The organism is Kitasatospora sp. NBC_01287, assembly GCF_026340565.1.
GTDB lineage: Bacteria > Actinomycetota > Actinomycetes > Streptomycetales > Streptomycetaceae > Kitasatospora.
Genome location: NZ_JAPEPB010000001.1, coordinates 1,221,018 through 1,241,870 on the forward strand (window position 1 = coordinate 1,221,018; position 20,853 = coordinate 1,241,870).

General features: G+C 74.4%; 20 protein-coding genes. 9 read left to right on the forward strand and 11 right to left on the reverse strand.

Annotated features, from left to right (window positions below; all coding sequences use genetic code 11):
• The first annotated feature begins 133 nt into the window (after positions 1-133).
• From OG455_RS04945 to OG455_RS04955, 3 genes are all read left to right on the forward strand, one after another.
• Entirely contained in the window at positions 134-1,189 is a 1,056-nt protein-coding gene (locus OG455_RS04945; RefSeq protein ID WP_266290591.1) for a sugar kinase, read from the forward strand.
• A complete protein-coding gene (locus OG455_RS04950; protein WP_266290593.1) occupies positions 1,186-1,926 on the forward strand; it encodes an IclR family transcriptional regulator in 741 nt (246 codons plus the stop codon). Before OG455_RS04945 ends, OG455_RS04950 begins: the two co-directional genes overlap by 4 nt.
• A 63-nt stretch (positions 1,927-1,989) precedes the next feature.
• Positions 1,990-2,418 (forward strand): RidA family protein, encoded by a 429-nt coding sequence (locus OG455_RS04955; RefSeq protein ID WP_266290595.1) that lies wholly within the window; start codon positions 1,990-1,992, stop codon positions 2,416-2,418.
• Positions 2,419-2,495: 77 nt separating this feature from the next.
• On the opposite strand, the gene OG455_RS04960 is transcribed toward OG455_RS04955, so the two are convergent.
• The 4 genes from OG455_RS04960 to OG455_RS04975 all read right to left on the reverse strand — a co-directional run bounded on the left by OG455_RS04960 (position 2,496) and on the right by OG455_RS04975 (position 4,585).
• Positions 2,496-3,059, reverse strand: coding sequence for a thioesterase family protein (locus OG455_RS04960; RefSeq protein ID WP_266290597.1), 564 nt, complete (start codon positions 3,057-3,059; stop codon positions 2,496-2,498).
• 11 nt (positions 3,060-3,070) lie between these two features.
• Positions 3,071-3,382: a hypothetical protein gene (locus tag OG455_RS04965; RefSeq protein ID WP_266290599.1), complete on the reverse strand. Its 312-nt coding sequence runs from the start codon at positions 3,380-3,382 to the stop codon at positions 3,071-3,073.
• Positions 3,383-3,616: 234 nt separating this feature from the next.
• Positions 3,617-4,096: a GNAT family N-acetyltransferase gene (locus OG455_RS04970; protein ID WP_266290601.1), complete on the reverse strand. Its 480-nt coding sequence runs from the start codon at positions 4,094-4,096 to the stop codon at positions 3,617-3,619.
• A 63-nt stretch (positions 4,097-4,159) separates the two neighbouring features.
• Entirely contained in the window at positions 4,160-4,585 is a 426-nt protein-coding gene (locus OG455_RS04975; protein ID WP_266290603.1) for an ankyrin repeat domain-containing protein, read from the reverse strand.
• A 475-nt stretch (positions 4,586-5,060) separates the two neighbouring features.
• Here OG455_RS04975 and OG455_RS04980 point away from each other — a divergent pair, with 475 nt between their 5' ends.
• From OG455_RS04980 to OG455_RS04990, 3 genes are all read left to right on the forward strand, one after another.
• On the forward strand, positions 5,061-5,255 hold the full coding sequence (locus OG455_RS04980) for a hypothetical protein (protein WP_035840595.1): 195 nt from the start codon (positions 5,061-5,063) through the stop codon (positions 5,253-5,255).
• A 209-nt stretch (positions 5,256-5,464) separates the two neighbouring features.
• Positions 5,465-7,054, forward strand: a complete 1,590-nt coding sequence (locus tag OG455_RS04985) for an FtsK/SpoIIIE domain-containing protein (protein ID WP_266290608.1) — start codon at positions 5,465-5,467, stop codon at positions 7,052-7,054.
• Positions 7,055-7,368: 314 nt separating this feature from the next.
• Positions 7,369-7,743 (forward strand): RNA polymerase-binding protein RbpA, encoded by a 375-nt coding sequence (locus OG455_RS04990; RefSeq protein ID WP_101384134.1) that lies wholly within the window; start codon positions 7,369-7,371, stop codon positions 7,741-7,743.
• 109 nt (positions 7,744-7,852) lie between these two features.
• On the opposite strand, the gene fxsA is transcribed toward OG455_RS04990, so the two are convergent.
• The 4 genes from fxsA to OG455_RS05010 all read right to left on the reverse strand — a co-directional run bounded on the left by fxsA (position 7,853) and on the right by OG455_RS05010 (position 12,683).
• Positions 7,853-8,452, reverse strand: a complete 600-nt coding sequence (gene fxsA, locus OG455_RS04995) for an FxsA family membrane protein (protein ID WP_266290611.1) — start codon at positions 8,450-8,452, stop codon at positions 7,853-7,855.
• On the reverse strand, positions 8,449-10,338 hold the full coding sequence (gene lnt, locus OG455_RS05000) for an apolipoprotein N-acyltransferase (protein ID WP_266290613.1): 1,890 nt from the start codon (positions 10,336-10,338) through the stop codon (positions 8,449-8,451). The genes fxsA and lnt overlap by 4 nt, the downstream gene beginning before the upstream one ends.
• 145 nt (positions 10,339-10,483) lie before the next feature.
• Complete coding sequence (locus OG455_RS05005; RefSeq protein ID WP_266290615.1) at positions 10,484-12,118, reverse strand: amidohydrolase; 1,635 nt, start codon at positions 12,116-12,118, stop codon at positions 10,484-10,486.
• Positions 12,119-12,242: 124 nt separating this feature from the next.
• Positions 12,243-12,683, reverse strand: coding sequence for an Lrp/AsnC family transcriptional regulator (locus tag OG455_RS05010; protein WP_266290617.1), 441 nt, complete (start codon positions 12,681-12,683; stop codon positions 12,243-12,245).
• A gap of 241 nt (positions 12,684-12,924) precedes the next feature.
• On the opposite strand from OG455_RS05010, the gene OG455_RS05015 reads away from it, so the two are divergent.
• The gene (locus OG455_RS05015) at positions 12,925-13,422 is read left to right on the forward strand and encodes a hypothetical protein (RefSeq protein ID WP_266290619.1); all 498 of its coding nucleotides are present in this window, start codon (positions 12,925-12,927) and stop codon (positions 13,420-13,422) included.
• Between the two features lie 77 nt (positions 13,423-13,499).
• Here OG455_RS05015 and OG455_RS05020 read toward each other — a convergent pair whose 3' ends face one another.
• Positions 13,500-14,663, reverse strand: a complete 1,164-nt coding sequence (locus OG455_RS05020) for an acyl-CoA dehydrogenase family protein (RefSeq protein ID WP_266290620.1) — start codon at positions 14,661-14,663, stop codon at positions 13,500-13,502.
• Positions 14,664-14,882: 219 nt separating this feature from the next.
• Between OG455_RS05020 and OG455_RS05025 the strand changes: the two genes are divergently transcribed.
• Positions 14,883-15,479, forward strand: coding sequence for a uridine kinase (locus OG455_RS05025; protein WP_266290621.1), 597 nt, complete (start codon positions 14,883-14,885; stop codon positions 15,477-15,479).
• A 565-nt stretch (positions 15,480-16,044) separates the two neighbouring features.
• Entirely contained in the window at positions 16,045-18,189 is a 2,145-nt protein-coding gene (locus OG455_RS05030) for an AAA family ATPase (RefSeq protein ID WP_266290622.1), read from the forward strand.
• Positions 18,190-18,322: 133 nt separating this feature from the next.
• Here OG455_RS05030 and OG455_RS05035 read toward each other — a convergent pair whose 3' ends face one another.
• Together OG455_RS05035 and OG455_RS05040 are read right to left on the reverse strand one after the other, a co-directional pair.
• Positions 18,323-19,363: a hemolysin family protein gene (locus OG455_RS05035; protein ID WP_266290624.1), complete on the reverse strand. Its 1,041-nt coding sequence runs from the start codon at positions 19,361-19,363 to the stop codon at positions 18,323-18,325.
• Complete coding sequence (locus tag OG455_RS05040) at positions 19,360-20,685, reverse strand: hemolysin family protein (protein ID WP_266290626.1); 1,326 nt, start codon at positions 20,683-20,685, stop codon at positions 19,360-19,362. Before OG455_RS05040 ends, OG455_RS05035 begins: the two co-directional genes overlap by 4 nt.
• Positions 20,686-20,853: the final 168 nt, after the last annotated feature.

Genomic DNA, 20,853 nt, shown 5'->3' on the forward strand with positions numbered 1-20,853 from the left:
AACCTCCATTGCGTATACTGCTGCCGCCGTTCTAACATGCGGGGCGACAACGGTCAACGAACAGCGGTCAACGCGAACCTCGGTCGACGCGAACATCGGTCACCGAACAGCAGCCACCGAAGGAGGGCACCTGGTGACAGCCGCAGCCCCAGCACCCACCACGCCCGAGGCGGTCTGCCTCGGCGAGTCGATGGCCGCGCTGCTCCCGGACCGCCCCGGCCCGCTGGAGACCGTCGGCGGCTTCCGCAGCACGGTCGGCGGCGCCGAGTCCAACGTCGCCTGCGCACTGGCCGCCCTCGGCATACCGACCGCCTGGCTCAGCCGGATCGGCGCGGACGGCTTCGGCCGCCGCCTGCTCGCCGAGCTGGCCGCGCACGGGGTGGACACCTCGGCCGTGGCCGTCGACCCGGCGCGCCCGACCGGCCTGTACGTCAAGGAGGTCGGCGGCGCCGGCGAGCACCCGCACGACCTCGGGCCCGGCAGCAGCCGCCTGCACTACTACCGCACCGGCTCTGCCGCCGCGGCGCTCGGCCCCGAGCTGCTCGCCGATCCCGCCGCGGCCGCGCTGCTGTCAGGCGCCCGCCTGCTGCACCTGTCCGGCATCACCGCCGCCCTCTCCGACAGCTGCCTGGCCCTGCTGCGCGCGCTGCTCGCGGCGCCCCGGGCCGGGCGGCTGGTCAGCTTCGACCTCAATTGGCGCCCCGCGCTCTGGCAGCGGCGCGATCCGGCGGTGCTGCCCGAGCTGCTGGGGGCGGCCGACCTGGTGCTGCTGGGCGCCGACGAGGCCGCGCAGGCCCTGGGCACCGGCGACCCGGTGGCGCTGCGCGCCCTGCTGCCCGCCCCCGCCACCCTGGTGGTCAAGGACGCCGAGCACACCGCGACCGCCCTCGACCACCGCGGCCGCCAGGTGACCGAACCGGCCCTGCGGGTCGAGGTGGTGGAGCCGACCGGCGCGGGCGACGCCTTCGCCGCCGGCTACCTGGCCGGCACCCTGCGCGAGCTCGACCAGCGCCGCCGGCTGCGCCTGGGCCACCTCGCGGCGGCCACCGCCCTCACCTCGCCGGGCGACCAGGGCACACTGCCGGCTCCCGACCTGGTCGCGGCGCTGCTGGCGGCCACCGAGCGCCAGTGGGCGGACACCCGCGTCGGCCCGGCGGGCGTCGACTCCCCCGTGGGCGGCGACCGATGAGCCGGACCGTGGGCCGCGCCCTGGCGCTGCTGACCGAACTGGCCGAGGGCGAGCGCTCCTTGGACCAGCTGGCGGAGCTGATCGGCGTGCACAAGACCACCGTGCTGCGGCTGCTGCAGAGCCTGGAGGAGTCGCGCCTGGTCTACCGCGACGGCGCCTACCGCTACCACCTGGGCGCCGGACTGTTCGCCCTCTCCAGCCGCGCCCTGGAGCAGCGCTCGGTGCGCCGCCCCGCCGCCCCCCGGCTGGCCGAGCTGAGCGCGGCCACCGGCCAGACCGTGCACCTGGCGGCGCTGGAGGGTGGCGAGGTGGTCTACATCGACAAGTACGAGTCCCGCCAGCCGGTGCGGATGTACTCCAGGATCGGCTTGCCGGTGCCGATGCACTGCGCGGCGGTGGCCAAGGTGCTGCTCGCCGACCTGCCGCTGACCGAGCGTCAGGCTCTGGTCAGAACGCTGGAGTTCACACCCTTCACGGACCGCACGCTGACCACCCCGAAGGCCCTGCTCGCCGAGCTGGCCCAGGTCGAGCAGCAGGGCTGGGCGCAGGACCGGGCCGAGCACGAGTCGTTCATGAACTGCGTGGCGGCCCCGGTCCGGGACGCGACCGGCCGGGTGGTCGCCGCCGCCTCGCTCTCGGTCCCCGATCTGGTCCTCCCCTACGAGCAGGTCCTGGAACTGCTGCCCCAGCTGCTCGCCACCACCGCCGAGATCTCCGCCGCCTGTGGCTCCCCCTGACCCGCGCCAACGGCCCGCACAGCACCGCACAGCCGCACAGCACCGAACAGGAAGACGAGCACCATGAGCGAGAAGACCCAGCCACTCGGCGAGAAGACCGAGATCCGCACCACCGGCGCCCCGGCCCCGGCCTGGGTGTTCTCCCAGGGCGTGCGCAAGGGCCCGATCCTGCAGGTCTCCGGCCAGGGCCCGCAGGACCCGGCGACCGGCGCCTACCTGTACGAGGGCGACGTGCGGGCGCAGACCCGGCGGACCCTGGAGAACGTCAAGGCGGTGCTGACCGCGGGCGGCGCGAGCGTGGCGGACGTGGTGATGTTCCGCGTCTACCTGACCGAGCGCGGCCACTTCGCGGCGATGAACGAGGTGTACGCCGACTTCCTGACCGAGAACCTGCCCGCCGGGGCGGTCAAGCCCTGCCGCACCACCGTCTTCGTCGAACTGCCGCACGAGGTGATGCTGGTCGAGATCGACGCGCAGGCCGTGCTCGACTGAGCCTCCCCGTCCGGCCGCATCGCGCGGTGCGGCCGCACCGGGAGGCTCCCGGTCCGGCCGCATCGCGCGCCCGCCGGTCAGACCCGGCAGAGCACCCGGGCCGGCAGTCGGCTGGGCAGCGGAACCTTGCTGCGGGACGGGGCGCTCGGGCCGCGTCCGGGCGCCCCCTGGTGGACCACCGGGCGGGCCGAGAGCGGCTTGCTGTCCGCCATCACCGACGGTGTGACCGTCAGGTAGTCGGAGAGGAAGCGCCGCTCCGAGGAGCTGAGCTTGCGTGACCGCCCGGTGGCCCGGTCCCGGGCCACCACCACGGTGCGGGCCGTCATGTAGGTGAACGGGTCACGGCAGACGTCCACCCGCACGTGTGCGGAACTGCGGCCGAGCCGTTCCACCGTCAGCCGGACCAGCAGCGGGTCGGGCTGGTGGTGCAGCTGTTCCAGATAATCGATCTCGTGCCGCGCGATCAGGAATCCGGCCGGAAAGAGCGAATCCCGCACCGCCCGCGCGTGGTGGTGAAAGAGGTCGTAGATTCCCTCCTGGATGTAGCCGACCAGCCGGGCGTTGTTGATGTGCCCGTTCTGGTCGACATCGGCCCAGCGGGTGGGGCAGCGCAGGACGTGGGCGTTGCGACCGGTGGTCATCCGGGCCCCGCTCACCGCTGCGCCCCGGCTGAGGTCACTCGGTGCGGGCCGGCCAGCGCCTGCTGCAGGCGCTGGTGGTAGCCGGCGTTGGCCTCGCGCATCCGGCCGGTGGTCCAGCCCTCCTCGGCGGCCTCGGCCGCGACCCTGACCACCAGGGCGTCCATCGCCTTGTCCACCGCCCGGCACAGCTCGGCGACCGCGGCGATGCGGCCCACCATGTTTCCGGCCCCACCCCGGACGGGGAATTCGGCGAGCGCGTTCACGGCGAGCTGGACTCCGTCGGCGGCGGCCGCACTGCTTTCCGGCTGGCAATTGTCGTGCACGGTTTCTCCCGGGAAATAGCGGTTGGGCAGGGACGAGCACTCCCGGTTTCCCGGGAGCACTCGAAGACGCAACGGGGACGACGCTAACCCAGCCCAACCGTCCCATTCGCGGTTTATCCGCCACCCGGTGGCACGACCCCACGACCGGAGTACGGATAATTCACCGGCATCAGTCAAGTAACCGGCCGATCGGCGGCACCGCGCGCCGAATTTCCGGGAGCCGGGGCCCGGAGTTCAGGCGGCGGACAGCTCCTTGCCCAGGCAGATGCACTCGGGGGCGTCCCGGTAGATGCCGAACTTGGTGATCGGGAGGTAGCCCTCCGACTCGTACAGCGCCACCGCCTCCGGCTGCTCGGTGCCGGTCTCCAGCACCAGGCGCCGCCGCCCGGCCCGGCCGGCCAGCTCCTCCAGGTGGCGCAGCAGGGTGCGGGACAGGCCGCGGCCGCGGGCGGCGGGAACCACGAACATCCGCTTGAGTTCGGCGTCGCCGTCCCGCAGATGGGGGTGGCCGCCGTCCTTGACCCGCCAGCCGCCGCAGGCCACCGGCGCGCCGTCCAGATAACCGACCACGAAGATGCCCTGCGGGTCGACGAAGTGCTCGGCCCGCATCTCGGTGAGATCCATGTCGCCGTAGCGGCGGACGTACTCCTGCTGCACCGCTGCGGTCAGCTTCTCGGCGTCGGGGTGGTCGTATCCGGTGATGCGAAGTTCCATGCGCGCCAGGATACGACCCACCCGATCATCCGATGATTCTCCCTCTTGGACCGAACGGTGGTCTCAACGCCCGCCGAACCGGGCCAGCAATTCGTCCTTGCCGAACATCTGAGCCGTCTCGAAGGCCGAGGGCGCACCGGCGTGCGGGTCGGCGCCGCCCGCCAGCAGGGCGTCCAGCGCCTCGTCGGCGCCCTTGAAGACGGTGCCGGCCAGCGGGGTCTGACCCCGGTCGTTGGCCTGGTTCGGATCCGCGCCGCCGGCCAGCAGCACCCGCACCGCCTCGGCCTGGCCGTGGTAGGCGGCCAGCATCAGCAGGGTGTCGCCGCGGTCGTTGGCGAGGTTCGCCGGCGCCCCGGCCGCCAGGAAGCCGCGAAGCGACTCGGCGTCGCCGGCCCGCGCGGCGTCGAAGATCCGGCCGGCCAGCTCGATCAGCTCGGCCTCGTCGGGCTCCTCGGCGGTGGGCGGAAGGGATTCGGAGGAGTCGGCCATCACGGGCCCTTTCGAGTCGGGGCGAACAGGTCGGGGTACAGCCACCGGAACGGTAGCCGTCCGTGATCAACCGGGCCAGCGGCCGTCCAGGATCCGGCCACCCGACCGCGACCGGGCGAGCCGCCGCCCGCCACCGGCGGCGGACACGACGCACCGGCCCGGTGGTCACCGGCGCCGTTCGAGCGAATTCGGCGCGTCGTCCCGAGCCGGTTCCGGTCGCGGGCGGCGCGCCGCAGAAGTCCGGGAAAACCGCGCGCCGCGCCCGTGCCAGAAGGCCGACCGAACCTTCGTTCCCACCTCCGGCCTGCGGCTTCGGTCGAAAACCACCCATTTGCCCCGTTCCGTCATCTATTACTTTTTGTCAGGATTAAGGCACTCTCCGTGACACTGTCCCCTGTATGGCCTCGCGGACCACCCCGTCGCTGCCATCCCCCGGCAGTGGCACCCTGTCCCGCCTCACCGAGGAGCAGCCCCCGTGATCCTGTCCATCTCCGGCATCGTCCTGTTCGGCACCATCGCGTTCCTCTTCTTCCGGCGGGACGGGCTCAAGGTCTCGCACGCCTTGGTCTGCGCGCTCTTCGGCTTCTACCTGGCGGGCACCGCGATCGCCCCGAGCATCCAGGCCGGCGGCGCGAGCCTGGCCAACCTGCTGGGCGGCATCAAGTTCTGAGCCGCGCCCCGGGACCGGCGGCCCGGGCGCGGTCCCACCGCCCCGGGCCGCCACCCGTACCGGCCCCGCCGCACCTCCCGCACCCTCCCGCACCTCCCACACCCGCCACACCCGGCGTCCCACCGCCGAGCCCGCCTTGCTCCGAGCCCGCCTTGCTCCGAGCCCGCCTTGATCCGTGCCCGTCCGATCCGCCCGGGGAGTCCAGGACCATGTCCCTCAACCGCCACCTGACCCGCGGCCGCGACCTCGCCCGCACCGCCGGCGACCACGCCGCCGACATGTTCGCGCCGCTCACCCTGATCGCGCGGGGCCTGCGCCGGCACGCCGGCTGGGCCAGGGCCCGCTGGCAGGCCACGCCCAGGGAGCGCCGCGGCCCGACCCTGCTGCTCGCCCTCGCCGCCAGCGTCGGCGTGCTGCTGCTGCCGCACGGCCCGCTCCTCGCCGTGGTCACCCTGGTGGCCAGCGCCGCCTGGAAGGGGCGCGAGCCCAAGGCGGCGACCGCCCCCGAGCCCGCCCCGGCCGACGTCAAGCTGCCCGCCCTCTACGCGGCCCTCACGCCCTACCTCGCGGCCCCCGAGGACGCCTGCCCGCTCTACCGCCCGGACGGCGCCTACCAGGACGCCTTCGCCGACTGGTCCTTCGACGCACAGGGGCGGCTGGCCGCACTGGAGATCGGCTACCCCGCCTACTTCACCGACACCGAGCCCGCCGCCCGCGCCCGGATCGAGCAGGTGGTGCAGGGCAAGGCGGGCCGGGCCCGGGAGTACCGCTTCGACTGGGACCAGGAGTGCAACCGCCTGCACGTCACCGCGCTGGCCCCGCTGCCGCAGGACGTGCCCGCGCAGACCTGGGTGACCACCCCGGGGGAGATCGTGCTCGGCTTCACCGACTCCCAGGCCACCCAGCGGATGATCCCGGTCGCCCAGGAGGGCGGCCCCGGCCACCAGCCGCCGGTGATCTGGCGCACCGGCCCGCGCTCGGCCGAGCCGCACCTGCTGGCGCTGGGCACCGCCGGCTCCGGCACCTCCACCCTGCTGCGCACCATCGGCCTGCAGGCGCTGGTCCACGGCGACCTGCTGGTCATCGACGGCGCGGGCACCGGCGAGCACGCCTGCCTGGTCAACCGGCCGGGCGTGCACACGGTGGAGACCAGCCTGCACGGCGCGCTGGCCGCGCTGGAGTGGGCGGCCCAGGAGACCGAGCGGCGGCTCGCCGCGCTGAACGCCGCCCGCTACCGGGGCGAGCCGGCACCGACCGATGCCACCCGCCCGCTCTGGCTGCTGCTCGACCACCCCACCGAGCTGAGCGAGCTGGCCCAGGCCGAGGGCCGCCCCGACCCGCAGGACCTGCTGGAGCTGCCGCTGCGCCACGGCCGGGCGGCCCGGGTCACCGTGGTGGTGGCGGAGTCGATCGAGGCCATGGACCGGCTCTCGCCCGCGCTGCGCTCCGCCGCCCGGGCCCGGGTGGTGCTCGGCGGCCACCACCCGCAGGACCTGCACCGCGCGCTCGGCGTCCCACTGGACGTCGTCCCGGCCGCGCAGACCCCGCCGGGGCGCGGCTACGCCCGGGTCGGTGCCCAGCCGCCGACCAGGCTCCAGGTGCCCGCCACCATCGACCCGCTGGACGAGGAGGCCCCCGCCCGGCTGCGCGACGCGGTGATCGCCCTGCTGCCGCACCGCGACACCCGGATCGAGGCCGCCGCCCCGCCGCTGCCCGCACACCCGCCCCAGGCACCCGGCGCCGCCGAGCAGCAGCCCCCGGCGGGCGCGACCCGGGTGGAGCTGGGCAAGCCCCGCTGACCGGTTCCGCCGGGCCGGCCGGCTCACCGGTTCGGCCCGGCGGAACCCGCCGAATGGCCAATTCGGCGTAACCCCCAGTACGCTCCGGCACGCCAGTAAAGCGATTCGGTCACAGGACGCGAAATTCGTGACACCCAGGGTGATATCACTGTCCAGATGTGACAAATCGGACGGAGATGGGTACAAACAGGGGCGACACGACAGACGACGCATGTCCCCGGACGGGAATCTTCGTCGGAAGCCGAGCGTTGACCGAACGACGAAGACAGCGACCCAACTAGTCCTGTGGGCCATAAGCCCTGGAGGCACGATTCATGAGCGAGCGAGCTCTCCGAGGCACGCGACTCGGCGCCACTAGCTACGAGACCGACCGTGGCATTGACCTGGCTCCGCGCCAGACCGTCGAGTACGCATGTCAGAACGGACACCGGTTCGAGGTGCCCTTCTCCGTCGAGGCGGAGATTCCCTCGGTGTGGGAGTGCCGCTTCTGCGGCACCGAGGCCGTCCTGCTCGACGGTGACGAGCCTGAGGAGAAGAAGACCAAGCCGACCCGGACCCATTGGGACATGCTGATGGAGCGCCGGACGCGTGAGGAGCTGGAGGAGGTGCTGGCCGAGCGGCTGGCCGTGCTCCGTTCCGGTGGGATGAACCTCGCGGTGCACCCGCGGGACACCCGCAAGAGCGCCTGAACCCGAAGTACCGACAGCACCGAAGTACCGATAGCGCGGCGGGGCCCCGATCCACTGGATCGGGGCCCCGCCGCGCTATCGGCGTGTGCGCGCTTCAGCAGGCGTGGCGTCAGCGGCCCAGCGGCGGGCGCGGCTCATCGTCCTGCGGCCGGTGCTCGCCCACCCGGTCGTCGACCGGGTCGACCACCTCGCCCTGGACCACCTTGCCGTCGGGCCGGTGGATCCGCAGTTGCTCCTGCAGCCGCAGCGCGTCGGCCAGGGGATCGCCGACCGGCGCCGTGCGCGCGGCGCGGCGGGCCAGCCGGCGGCCCACCGCCCGCCACAGCTCCCGGGTCGGCGGGACGAGCATGGTCAGACCGATCAGGTCGGAGAGGAAGCCCGGCAGCACCAGCAGCAGCCCGGCCAGCGCGGTGAGGCCGGCGTTGCCGCCACCCGGCCGCCGCCCCTTCGGCTCGGCCACCTCCCGCTCGAACGGGGTGCCGGCCGTGGCGGCGCGCAGCGCGTCCAGCCCGGCCTTCTTGATCAGCCGGAACCCCGCCATCAGACCCAGCAGCAGCAGGAGCAGCACCAGCAGCCAGCCGGTCACCGAAGCGACCTTGATCAGCAGCCAGATCTCCAGCACCAGCCAGAGGGCCAGCAGCAGCGGGACGAAGCGGCGCAGCCGGTTGGGGCGGCCGGCCCTGGGGGTGGGGTTCGCATGCTGTGTCACGAAACGGACAACGGTTCGGCGTCCGCCGGTGTTCCGATCTCCGTCCCGCTGCCGCCGCCCGTACCGCGCCGACGGCGCTCGATCAGCACCGCCGCGCCGCAGGCCAGCAGGCCGATCACGGCCAGTGCCCACTCCGGCGCGGCGCCGACCCGGTCGGCCAGGGTCCTGCTGTCGCGCAGCGGCACGTCGGCGCTGAGCGTGGCCGGGGTGAGCTCGGCGGTGCGGCTCTCGATGCTGCCGTCCGGGCGGATGATCGCACTGATCCCGCTGGTCGCGGCGATCAGCACGGCCCTGCCGTGCTCGACCGCGCGCAGTTGGGACATCGCGAGCTGCTGGTCGGGCTGGCCGGTCTTGGCGTAGGTGGCGTTGTTGGTCTGCACCACGATCACCCGGCCGCCGTCGTTGACGGTGTCCCGGACGATCTCGTCGTAGGCGACCTCGAAGCAGATCACGTCGCCGATCCGGGCGGGGCCGAGCTGCATCACGCCGGTGCCCTTGCCCGGGTAGAAGTCGTGGGCGACCCGCTGCAGCCGGGTGATCACCTTCATCAGCACCGAGCGGAACGGCACGTACTCGCCGAACGGGACCGGGTGCTGCTTGGTGTAGTGGGCGCCGGGGCCGCTGATCGGGTCCCAGACGATGCCCTCGTTCTGCACGTGCTGCGGGTCGGGGCCGTCGACCAGCGCGCCGACCAGGGTGGGCACGCCGATCGAGCGGACCGCCTCGGTGATCGTCTCGTAGGTGAGCGGGTCGCCGTAGGGGTCCTCGTCGGAGGAGTTCTCCGGCCAGATCACCAGCTGCGGCTTGGGCACCTGGCCGGACGCCACCTCGCCGGCCAGCTTCTCGGTCTCGTTGGCGTGGTTGTCCAGCACCTGCATCGGGCGGCCGAGGAAGTCCATGCCGGGGTGCGGGACGTTGCCCTGGACCACCGCGACCTGGGCGCTGGCCGGGCCGTCCGCGCTCTGGCCCGCGGTGGGCACCGGGACGGCGAAGCCGCTGATCACGATCAGCGCGGCGCAGGCGCCGGCCCCGGCGGGCAGCAGCACCCGGCGCGGCGCGGGAGCGGCGGGCACCCGTCCGGCCCGGTCGGCCGCCTCGCCCCCGACGGCCCCCGCACCCGCCGGGGCCCGGCGGTCCCGCAGGCGGCGCAGCGGCGGCAGCGCGAGGTAGGCGAGCAGGGTGGCGGTCAGCGCGACGGCGAAGGTGACCAGCACCGCGCCGCCGAGCGCGGCCAGCGGCGTGAACGGGCTGGAGGTGTTGGCGAAGGCCAGCCGCCCCCACGGGAAGCCGCCGAACGGCAGCCGGTCGCGGGCCCACTCCTCGGTCACCCAGAGGCAGGCCGCCCAGAGCGGCCAGCAACGCAGCCGCGAGGTGAGCGCCAGCGCGCCGCCCAGGGCCGCGAGGAAGGCGGCCTCGGCGGCCGACAGGCCGACCCAGGCGTCCGAGCCGACCACCCGGATCCAGGCCAGCAGCCAGAGGAAGAAGGGGAACCCGAAGGCGAAGCCGGTCCAGGCGCCCTGGCGGAAGGTGCGGCCACGGGTGAGCAGCGAGAGCGCGGCCACCGCGAGGATCGACAGCGGCCACAGGCCGTAGGGCGGGAAGGCGGCGGCCAGTGCCAGCCCGGCCGCCGCGGCCAGCGCGGCGCGGCGCCAGCCGGCCCGCACCTTGGCCCGCCGCCGGGCGAAGCGGCCCGGCCGCGCGGCCTGTGGCGCTTCGCGGTCGGGGACCTCGCGGTCGGACGCCTCCGGGCCGGACACCTCCGGGTCGGACGCCTCACGGCCGGACGCCTCACGGCCGGACCCGACCTGGCCGGACACCTCCGGGCCGGACGCCTCGCGGCCGGGCGAATCCGGGGCGGGCGAATCCGCGTCGACGGGCAAAGCCACCTGCGCACCATCTCTCTGGCTGGATCCGGCCGGGTCGAGGGACCGCGGCCGGGGTCGGGATACCTTCGCGGTATTCGCGGTAAAGGTCGACGGTACCTGCCGCCGACCACCCACCGGAAGTCGCGGGCGGGTGAGAATCCGCAGGTCAGCCAGCGAGTTCGCGCTGGTAGACGGTCCGGCCGCGGACCACCGTGCGCAGGCAGGTCGGCAGCTCGGTGCCCGGGGTCAGGTCGGGCAGCCCCGGGGTGCCCGAGCGCGGGTCGGTGGACCAGCCCGCCACCCGCGAGTCGGGGGCCTGCACCACCAGCTCGCCGGTGCGCCAGAGCGCGTAGCTGGCCGGGGCGCCGGGGACCAGCACGCCCTCCTGGTCGCGGCCGATCGCCCGCCAGCCGCCGCGGGTGTGCGCGGCGAAGGCTGCGCGCACCGAGATCCGGTGCTCGGGGTTCTGGTGGAAGGCGGCGGCCCGCACCGTGCCCCAGGGGTCCAGCGGGGTGACCGGCGCGTCCGAGCCCAGCGCCAGCGGGACGCCGGCCCGCAGCAGCGCGGCGAACGGGTTGAGCGCGGCCGCCCGCTCGGTGCCCAGGCGCTGCGCGTACATGCCCTCGGGCCCGCCCCAGGTGGCGTCGAAGGCGGGCTGCACGGAGGCGGTCAGGCCCAGCTCGGAGAAGGCGTCGATCGCCTCCTCGTCCAGCGCCTCGGCGTGCTCGACCCGGTGCCGCAGCGCCTTCACCCGGGCCAGGCCGACCCGGTCGGCGGCCGCGCGCACGCCCGCCAGCACGGCGGCGACGGCGGCGTCGCCGATCGCGTGGAAGCCGGCCTGCAGGCCCGCCTCGGTGCAGGCGGCGACGTGGTCGGCGATCTGGGCGGCCGTCAGGTAGGCGGTGCCGTTCCGGTCCTGGCCGTCCGCGGGCAGGTCGCGGTACGCCTCGTGCAGGCAGGCGGTGCGGGAGCCGAACGCGCCGTCCGCGAAGAGGTCGCCGCCCGCGCCGACCGCGCCGAGCCGCCGGGCCCGCTCGACGCCGCCGCGCTCGCTCAGCTCGCCCCAGTACCCGTAGACCTCGGGCCCCGGGTGCTCGGCGGCCAGCGCGAGCAGGGCGCCGAGATCCTGCTCGGAGGAGATCTCGGGGCCGGCGCACTCGTGCAGCGCGGCGATGCCGAGGGCGGCGGCGCGCTGCAGGGTGGCCAGTTGGGCGGCGCGGCGCTGATCATCCGTCAGCTCGGCCAGCGCGGCGCGGCGCACGGCGTGGTGCGCGGCGCGGGTGAGCGGTCCCGTGGGGTGGTGGCCCGGCTGCCCGGCCAGGTCGGGGGTGCGCTCGCGCAGCGCGCTGGTGGCCAGGGCGGAGTGCACGTCGGTGCGCGAGAGGTAGAGCGGCGCCCCCTCGGCGGCGGCGTCCAGCTCCGCCAGGGTCGGCGGGCGGCCCTCGGGCCAGCGGGTCTCGTCCCAGCCGTGGCCGATCAGCACGCCCTGGTGCGCGCGGGCGTGCCCGGCGATCCGGGCCAGGGCCTCGGTGAGTGAGGCGCAGTCGCTCAGGTCCAGGCCGGTGAGGGCCAGGCCGGTGGAGGTTGCGTGCACGTGGGCGTCCACGAAGGCGGGGGTGACCAGCGCACCGGCCAGGTCGACGATCTCCTCCGCGACGCTCGCGTACGCGTCGGCGGCGCCCTCGCTGCCGACCCAGGCGATCTGCTCGCCCTCGATCAGCATCGCGGTGGCGAAGGGGTCGGCCGGGCTGTAGACGGTGCCGCCGCGCAGCAGCACGGTGCGGGAGGTGCGTTCGGTCATGGGGAACAGTCTGCACCCGGTCCGTCCACCTGCTGGACGCTGCCCCCTCGGCGCCCGGGCGCTGGGCCCGGAGCCCGGACTCGGGCTCGGGGCCCGGACTCGGGCTCGGACTCGGGGCCCGGACTCAGAGCCTGGGCGGGCGTGCCTCGTACGGCGTGGAGAGGACCACGGTGGTGCGGGTGGAGACGCCGGCCGCGGTGCGGATCCTGGCCAGCAGGTCCTCCAGGTCGCCCGGTGCGCCGACCCGGACCTTGAGGATGTAGTTCTCGTCCCCCGCCACGCTGTGGCAGGCCTCGATCTCGGGCAGCGGGGCGAGCCGGTCGGGCACGTCGTCCGGGGCGCTGGGGTCGAAGGGCTTGACCGAGATGAACGCGGTCAGTGCCAGGTCGACGGCGTCGGGGTCGATGATCGCCGAGTAGCCGCGGATCACCCCGCGCTGCTCCAGGCGGCGGACCCGCTGGTGGACGGCCGAGGTGGACAGGCCGGTGGCCTTGCCGAGGTCGGTGTAGCTCATCCGCCCGTCCTGGACGAGCAGCTGGACAATGCGCTGGTCGAGATCCTCCACAAGGCGTAAACCTACCCGAGACCCGGGCGGGTGCCGCACACGCTGAGCGGCGCCCGGCTCACGGTCCGCACCGGGAGCGGGCGCCGGAGGCGGCGGGTGGCATGTGCCGGCGGAATGTGGCGAAGGCCACATCGCGAGTGCATCACCGTGCGCCGACCTGCAGGGTTATGAGCTTGCGGAGTTGGGAAAGGCTGCTGGTGGCCCGGGCCGAGTCGGCCCGGCCCGATCCAAGGGGGATCACATGCCTGCAACTGAGCAGCGCGCCTTCGGCGCCCAGCGCACCCTGACCTCGCACGACGACCCGGAGGGCGAGGATCTCACCGCCGCCGGCGCCGACTTCGCCCCCGGCGCCGATCCCGGCGACGCCGAGACCTGGGAGATCTTCCGGGTGCACTGCCCGGAGTGCCACCGCCCGATCGCCCTGGTCGGCGACGAGGAGCTGCTGCCGCAGCACGCGGTGCTCCGCACGGCCTGGCACCCGTTCTCGCCCGCCCTCTGCCCGGGCTCCGGCCTGCCGACCGAGGACCTGGAGGAGTTCGCCACGGATTCCGGCCCGGCCAACGACCGGGAGTCCGACGCGGCGGACGGCCCGGCGCTCCACCCGCTGGACGCGCTGCTGACGCTGCCCGCCGAACTCGACTGGCGCACCCAGCCCTTCTCGCACGTGGGCGGCCCCGGCTCGGTGCCGCTGCTGCTCGCCGAGCGGGTGCCCGCGCAGCGGGGCCTGGTCCGGGGCTGAACCGGCGCCCGCCCGCCCGGGTGCTGACGGTGCGCCAGGTCCTGCGCACCGTCAGCACCCGGGCAGGCCTGCTCCGTTCAGCCCCGGGTCAGGTGACGGCCGATCACCAGGCGCTGGATCTGGTTGGTGCCCTCGACGATCTGCAGCACCTTGGCCTCGCGCATGAAGCGCTCGGCCGGGAAGTCCTGGGTGTAGCCGTATCCGCCGAGCACCTGGACGGCGTCGGTGGTCACCCGCATCGCGGTGTCGGTGCAGAAGAGCTTGGCCATCGCGGCCTGCTTCGAGAAGGCGAGGCCCTCGTCGCGGCGGCAGGCGGCGGCCAGGTAGAGCGCGCGGCCGGCCTCGATCTGGGTGGCCATGTCGGCCAGCATGAAGGACAGGCCCTGGAAGTCGGCGATCGGACGGCCGAACTGCTGCCGGGTGCCCGCGTACTCCACCGCCTGGTCCAGCGCGGCCTGGGCCAGGCCGATCGCGCACGCCGCGATGCCCAGTCGGCCCGAGTCCAGCGCGGCCAGCGCGATCTGGAAGCCCTGGCCCTCCTCGCCGACCAGCCGGTCGGCGGCCACCCGCACACCGTCGAAGTGCAGCTGCGCGGTGGGCGAGCTGTTCATGCCCATCTTGTGCTCCGGCGGCGCGGCCGACAGGTGCTCGGCGTCACCCGGGACGAGCAGGCAGCTTATGCCGCGCGGACCGTCCTCGCCGGTGCGCACGATCGAGCTGTAGAAGTCGGCCCGCCCGCCGTGGGTGATCCACGCCTTGGTACCGCGCAGCACGTACTCCGCGCCCTCGCGGTCGGCCCTGGTGCGCAGCGCCGCGGCGTCGGAGCCGGACTGCGGCTCGGAGAGGCAGTATGCGCCGAGCTGCTCGCCGCCGAGCATGCCGGGCAGCCAGCGCTCGCGCTGCTCGGGGCTGCCGAAGGTGGCGAGCGCGTGGCAGGAGAGGGTGTGCACGCTGGTGCCGAGCCCGATCGCCAGCCAGCCGGCCGCCAGCTCCTCCAGCACCTGCAGGTAGACCTCGTAGGGCTGGTCGCCGCCACCCACGGCCTCGGGGTAGGGCAGCGACAGCAGGCCGGCCTCGCCCAGGGTCCGGAAGACCTCGCGCGGGAAGCGGCCGGCCGCCTCGTCCTCGGCGGCCCGGGGCAGCAGCTCGCGGTGGACCAGCTCGCGGGTGAGGGCGAGCAGCTCGCGGGCCTCGTCGCTGGGGAGTCGGCGTTCCACGGGCTTGGGGGGTGCGGCGTTCATGAGGGTGGTCGCCTCCTCGGTCGGGCCCCGGGGGTGTCCGGTAGGCGCGGTGGGGGGAGCTGGTGGACGTCCGCGACCGGGTCGCGGTGAACGGGCGTTCACATGTCTGGCGAAGCGAGTATGCCTGATCCCGGGCCCCGCGTCACGACCGCCGGCCGATCCGTCCCGGCTCCGTCGCTTCGAGCCGAAGACCAGGTCAGGGGCCGTACAGTGACGCCAGTGAATCACCCGGTGCCGATCCCCCGTCCGCGCACGCTCGCCGAGCTGGCGCGGCGGCTGCGCGCCCTGCCGCCGTCCTGCGGCGGGGTGCGGCTGGTCGCGGTGGACGGGCACGCGGGCAGCGGCAAGACCACCTTCGCGGGCCTGCTCGCCGCGCGGCTGGACGGCGCGCCGGTGGTGCACCTGGACGACCTGGCCACCCAGCAGGCCTTCTTCGGCTGGACCGAGCGACTGCGCGCGCAGGTGCTGCGACCGCTGGCGCTCGGCGAGAGCGCCCGCTTCGAGGCCTACGACTGGGTCGCCGAGCGGTTCGCGCAACCGCGGGTGGTGCCGCCCGCACCGGTGGTGCTGCTGGAGGGCGTCGGTGCCGGGCGGCGGGCGGTGCGGCCCGCGCTCGCCGAGCTGATCTGGATGGAGCTGCCGGCCGCCGACGCCAGGGCCCGCGGCCTGCGGCGGGACGGGCCGGAACTGGCCGCCTTCTGGGAGCGCTGGACGGCGGCCGAGGCGGCCCATTTCGCCGCCGACCCCAGCCGACCGTTCGCCGGGCTGCGGGTGGACGGGCGGAGCGGCGAGCTGCTGCCGGCCGACCCTGGCTGACCCGGCTGGCTCGGCTGGCTCGGCTGGTCCGACCGGGCCGACCGGGCCGACCGGGCCGACCGGGCCGGCGCCAGAACATGTCATCCAGATGAACGAGAGATGTCACACACACCAACCAGCGGCCTGACCAGCTGACTAAGCGGTCGCTTGACCGGGAGTACGGATTTGAACTAAGTTCTCCCTCAGCGGGATTTAGTTGAGCCCGCAACTAGACGCGGCACCTCCGGCTCGTTCCCCCGTGAGCCGGAGGTGCCGTTCTTTTTTCCGCGCCCACCCGCGCCCACCCGCACCCATCCGCGCGGCCCACCGCCCCCGCGACCCACCGCGCCCCGCCCCACGGCCGTTTCCCCGCGGGCCGCCCGGGGCATCGTCCGACCAGGTCCGTGCGGTGAACCGTCAGTACGCCAACGGTCAACGCACACCAATGATTTGGACCTGCGCGACACCCTTACGGATCAGCGCCGCACGGGTACGATTCCGCACAGGCGCAGAAGCGTCCCGGGTGCACGGCGCTGTCCCGCCATTGACCGGGCCTCGGTGCACACCACGGGGGGCGTGAGTGACCATGGTTGACAACTCCGGCAGCAGCGGCCGACCGCACGGTCCGGCCGACCGCGCCTGGCTGCGGGCGATGGACGCCTACACGGCCGGCGCCTACGCCCGCGCCGAGGAGGAGTTCCGCACCGCCGTCCGGCTCGACCCGGGGATGGCGGACGCCTGGCTCGGCCTGCACGCGCTGCGCTGCGACACCTCCGGCGCGCTGCTCTCGATGCACCGCCACAAGAAACGTTTCGGCGAGCAGCGCCGCCGCCACGCCCGGCCGCTCAGCTCGTGGTACTGGCTCGGCTGGTGGGTGCAGCCGGTGCTGGAGGACGAACGCGACCTGGCGCTGGCGCACGCCTCGCACTGGCTGGACGGTCGGCACCTGACCGAGCTGGACCGCGCCATGGCCCAGTGCCCGCCCGCCGAACAGGACCCCTCGGTGCGCTTCCTGCGGGCCTGCCGCTCCTACCTGCTCAAGGACTGGGAGCAGCTGATCCGGGACACCGACCAGTTACTCGACGACCCGCTGCTCGGCATCGAGGCCGGACTCTTCGGCGGGATGGCCCGGGTGCGCCTGGACATGTGCGCCCAGGCCCAGACCCCGCTGGCCGCCTCGCTGGCCCGCTGCCGCTCCGAGCAGCCGCAGCGCAAGGAGCTGCGCTACTGGTTGGCCAGGGCCTACGAGGGCGCCGGACGCAGCGCGGCCGCGCTGCCGCTCTACCGCGCGGTGCACCGCGCCGACCCCGCCTTCATGGACACCGCCGCCCGGCTGGCCGCGATCGCCGCCGAGGACGGGCTCGGGCTGCTGGAGGAGCTGCCCGTCTTCGGCGCCGGCGACGGGCTCGGCGCCGAGGGGCCCGGCGCGGACAGCGCGGCGCTGGACCTGCTCGGCGGGGTCGGCGGGGTGCTGGAGACGGCGGTGTTCGGGGAGGCGGGCTTCGAGCAGGGCGGTTTCGAGGGGACCGGCTTCGAGGAGGCCAGCTTCGAGGAGGCGGCCTTCGAGGAGGAGACGGGCTTCGCGGAACCGGCGGGCGCTGCCGAGGAGGCCGGCTACCCGGAGCAGCCGGACGGCGGGCCGCTGCAGGTGGTGGGGCGCTCCCCGCTGGCCGAGCGCTCCGGCGAGGGCGGCCCCGGCGGTCCTGAGGCACCCGCCGAAGCGGCGCCCGAGGAGGCCGGCGAGGCCGCCGAAGCAGTCGAGGCCGCCGCCGGACCGGGCCCCGGGAGCACCTCGCAGCCGCAGCCCGCGCCGGGAGCGCGCGCCGCCACCGCACCGCGCGCCGGCCTGCCCGGGACCGGCCCCGAGGCGGGCGGTCAGCAGCGGCTGGACGAGGCGCTGGCGGCACTGGAGCAGATGGTCGGCCTGGAGCCGGTGAAGCGTCAGGTCCGGGCGCTCTCGGCGCAGCTGCGGATGGCAGGGCTGCGCGCCGAGCAGGGCCTGCCGGTGCAGCCGCCCAAGCGGCACTTCGTCTTCTCGGGCCCCTCCGGCACCGGGAAGACCACCGTCGCACGGATCCTGGGCCAGGTCTTCCACGCGCTCGGCCTGCTCTCCGGCGACCACCTGGTGGAGGCCCAGCGGGCGGACCTGGTGGGCGAGTTCCTCGGACAGACGGCGGTCAAGGCGAACGACCTGATCGACTCGGCGCTGGACGGCGTGCTCTTCATCGACGAGGCCTACAGCCTGGCCAACTCCGGCTACAGCAAGGGCGATGCCTACGGCGACGAGGCGCTGCAGGTGCTGCTCAAGCGGGCCGAGGACAACCGGGACCGACTGGTGGTGATCCTGGCCGGCTACCCCGAGGGGATGAACCGGCTGCTGGCCGCCAACCCCGGCCTGAACTCCCGCTTCACCACCCGGGTGGACTTCCCCAGCTACCGGCCCGCCGAACTGACCGCGATCGGCAGCGCGCTGGCCGCCAGGGACGGCGACGGCTGGGACGAGGACGCGGCGGACGAGCTGGCCAGCATCTGCGCCCACGTGGTCGGCGAGGGCTGGATAGACGAACTGGGCAACGGACGCTTCATCCGCACCCTCTACGAGAAGTCCTGCGCCTACCGCGACCTGCGGCTCTCGCTCTCGCGCGAGCTGCCGACCCGCGAGGACCTGGCCACCCTGCGGCTGCCGGACCTGGTGCAGGCCTACGGCGAGCTGATCGACGGCCGGAGCTGAGCCGGCCGCCGGAGCCGAACCGGCCGCCGGACGCCCGTGCCGGGCCCGGCGGCGGCCGGGTGGTCGAGCGGTCGGTGGTCGAGCTGTCAGGTGGTCGAGCGGTCGGTGGTCGAGCTGTCAGGTGGTCGAGCTGTCAGGCGGCGGCGTGCCGGTGGTCCGGGTCGTGCATCTCGCCGACCAGCTCCTCCAGCACGTCCTCCAGGGTGACCAGCCCCAGGACCCGCCCGTCCGCGCCCGTCACCACCGCGAGGTGGGCGGCCGCCCGGCGCATCGCGGTGAGCGCGTCGTCCAGCGGGAGCAGCTCGCCCACCACCGTGACCGGGCGCCAGAGGCGGACCGGGACCGGGGTGTCCTGGTCGTCCATCTCCAGGATGTCCTTGAGGTGCAGGTACCCCAGGATCTCCCGCTCCGCGTCGACCACCGGGAACCGGGAGAAGCCGGTCGACAGCGCCCGCCGCTCCAGCTCCCGGGCCGTCACCCCTGGCTCGACGGTGACCAGCTGCTCGAAGGGGAGCAGCACCTCGCGCACCGGGCGGCGGCCCAGCTCCAGGGCATCCTCCAGCCGCTCCTGGTCGTCGGCCGCCAGCAGGCCCGCGGCCCGCGACTCGGCCAGGATCCAGAGCAGCTGCTCGGCGGTGTAGACCGACTCCACCTCGTCCTTCGGCTCGACCTTGAAGAGCCGCAGCACCCGGTTGGCGAAGGCGTTCAGGAAGCGGATCGCCGGGGCCAGCACGCGGGCCAGCCGGGCCAGCGGCGGACCGAGCACGAGCGCGGCCCGCTCCGGCGAGGCGAGCGCGACGTTCTTGGGCACCATCTCGCCGATCACCATGTGCAGGAAGACCACCAGGGCGAGCGCCAGCGCGTAGGCGATCGGGTGGACCAGCCCCGCCGGCAGGCCCATCGCCTCGAACGGGCCCTCCAGCAGGTGGGAGATGGTCGGCTCGGCGAGCGCGCCGAGCAGCAGCGAGCAGACCGTGATGCCCAGTTGGGCGGCGGCCAGCAGCGCCGAGACGTTCGAGAGCGCGCCGAGCACCTGCCGGGCCCGCCGGTCGCCGGCCTCGGCGAGCGGCTCGACCTGGCTGCGGCGCACCGAGATCACGGCGAACTCGGCGCCGACGAAGTAGGCGTTGCCGAGCAGCAGCAGTACCGCGGCGAAGAGTTGGAGGAAGATCACCGCCACTCCTCCCCCGGCTGCGGCACCCGCACCAGGCGCACCCGGGTGGTGCGGTGGCGGTCCACGGCCTGCACGGTCAGCTCCCAGCCGGGCAGCGTGACCAGGTCGCCCTGGTCCGGGATCTTGCCGAGCAGGTCGGCCAGCAGCCCGGCCAGCGTCTCGTACGGCCCGTGCGGGGCGTTCAGCCCGATCTCGGCCAGCTGGTCGAGGCGGGCCCTGCCGTCCGCCAGCCAGGCCGGGCGGCCGGCCACCGGCGGGACGGCGAGCAGCTCGGGCGTGGAGCCCGGGTCGTGCTCGTCGCGCACCTCGCCGACGATCTCCTCGACGATGTCCTCCAGGGTGACCACGCCGGCCGTGCCGCCGTACTCGTCGATCACGATGGCCATCGGCTGGCGGCGGCGCAGCTGTTCGAGCAGCCGCTCGGCCGGCAGCGTCTCGGGCACCAGCAGCGGGGCTTCGGCCAGTTCGGCGATCCGCACCTCGGCGCGGCGCTCGGGCGGCACGGTGAGCGCCTCCTTGAGGGTGATGGTGCCGGTGACCTCGTCCAGGCTGTCCCGGTAGACGGGGAAGCGGGAGAAGCCGGTGGCCCGGGTCAGGTTGACGACGTCGGCGGCGGTGGCGTCCTGCTGCAGCGCGGCGACGTCCACCCGGGGCGTCATCACGCTCTGGGCGGTCAGGTCCGCCAGGCCCAGGGTGCGCACGAAGAGCAGCGCGGCATCCTGCTCTATCGCGCCCGCCCTGGCCGAGTGCTGGGCCAGGAAGGCGAGTTCACCGGGGGTGCGGGCGTGCTCCAGCTCATCGGCGGGCTCCAGGCCGAAGGCCCGCACCAGGCGGTTGGCACAGCCGTTGAGCGCCGCGATCAGCGGCCGGCAGACGGCGGAGAAGACGCGCTGGGGGGCGGCCACGGCGCGGGCCACCTGGAGCGGGCGGGCGATCGCCCAGTTCTTCGGGACCAGCTCACCGATCACCATCTGCAGCACGGTGGCGGCCAGCATGCCGATCACCACGGCCAGCCCGGTGGCGGCCCCGGTCGGCACGCCCACCGCGGTCAGCACCGGGGCGAGCAGCACGGAGAGGGCCGGCTCGGCGAGCATGCCGACCACCAGCGAGGTGATGGTGATGCCGAGCTGGGCGCCGGAGAGTTCGAAGGAGAGGCGGCGCAGCGCGGTGCGCAGACCTGCCGCCCGCCGGTCACCGGCCGCCGCGGCCCGATCCACCGCGCCGCGGTCCACGGTCACGAAGGAGAACTCGGCGGCGACGAAGACGCCGTTCGCGAGGATCAGCAGGAAGGCCGCCAGCAGGAGCAGCCAGGCGGTGGTCACAGCGCCGCTCGCTCTCGTGGCTCGGGGAGAGTGGCGGCGGGGGTACTACCGGACGGATCGTCCATCGAGGGGGAGAGTCACTCCTCAGGTCGCGGGCCTGCCGGCGGGCGGGCTTTGCCCCGGCTTTACCAGGTTAGCCGATACCTGTTCGACTTCTCGCGCAGCCCG

Excerpts from the sequence above, each read along its gene's own strand:
- OG455_RS04950 (WP_266290593.1), top strand. The coding sequence starts at position 1,186 with ATGAGCCGGACCGTGGGCCGCGCCCTGGCGCTGCTGACCGAACTGGCC.
- OG455_RS04955 (WP_266290595.1), top strand. The coding sequence starts at position 1,990 with ATGAGCGAGAAGACCCAGCCACTCGGCGAGAAGACCGAGATCCGCACC.
- OG455_RS04960 (WP_266290597.1), bottom strand. The coding sequence starts at position 3,059 with ATGACCACCGGTCGCAACGCCCACGTCCTGCGCTGCCCCACCCGCTGG.
- OG455_RS04970 (WP_266290601.1), bottom strand. The coding sequence starts at position 4,096 with ATGGAACTTCGCATCACCGGATACGACCACCCCGACGCCGAGAAGCTG.
- OG455_RS04975 (WP_266290603.1), bottom strand. The coding sequence starts at position 4,585 with ATGGCCGACTCCTCCGAATCCCTTCCGCCCACCGCCGAGGAGCCCGAC.
- OG455_RS04985 (WP_266290608.1), top strand. The coding sequence starts at position 5,465 with ATGTCCCTCAACCGCCACCTGACCCGCGGCCGCGACCTCGCCCGCACC.
- OG455_RS04990 (WP_101384134.1), top strand. The coding sequence starts at position 7,369 with ATGAGCGAGCGAGCTCTCCGAGGCACGCGACTCGGCGCCACTAGCTAC.
- OG455_RS05005 (WP_266290615.1), bottom strand. The coding sequence starts at position 12,118 with ATGACCGAACGCACCTCCCGCACCGTGCTGCTGCGCGGCGGCACCGTC.
- OG455_RS05015 (WP_266290619.1), top strand. The coding sequence starts at position 12,925 with ATGCCTGCAACTGAGCAGCGCGCCTTCGGCGCCCAGCGCACCCTGACC.
- OG455_RS05020 (WP_266290620.1), bottom strand. The coding sequence starts at position 14,663 with ATGAACGCCGCACCCCCCAAGCCCGTGGAACGCCGACTCCCCAGCGAC.
- OG455_RS05030 (WP_266290622.1), top strand. The coding sequence starts at position 16,045 with ATGGTTGACAACTCCGGCAGCAGCGGCCGACCGCACGGTCCGGCCGAC.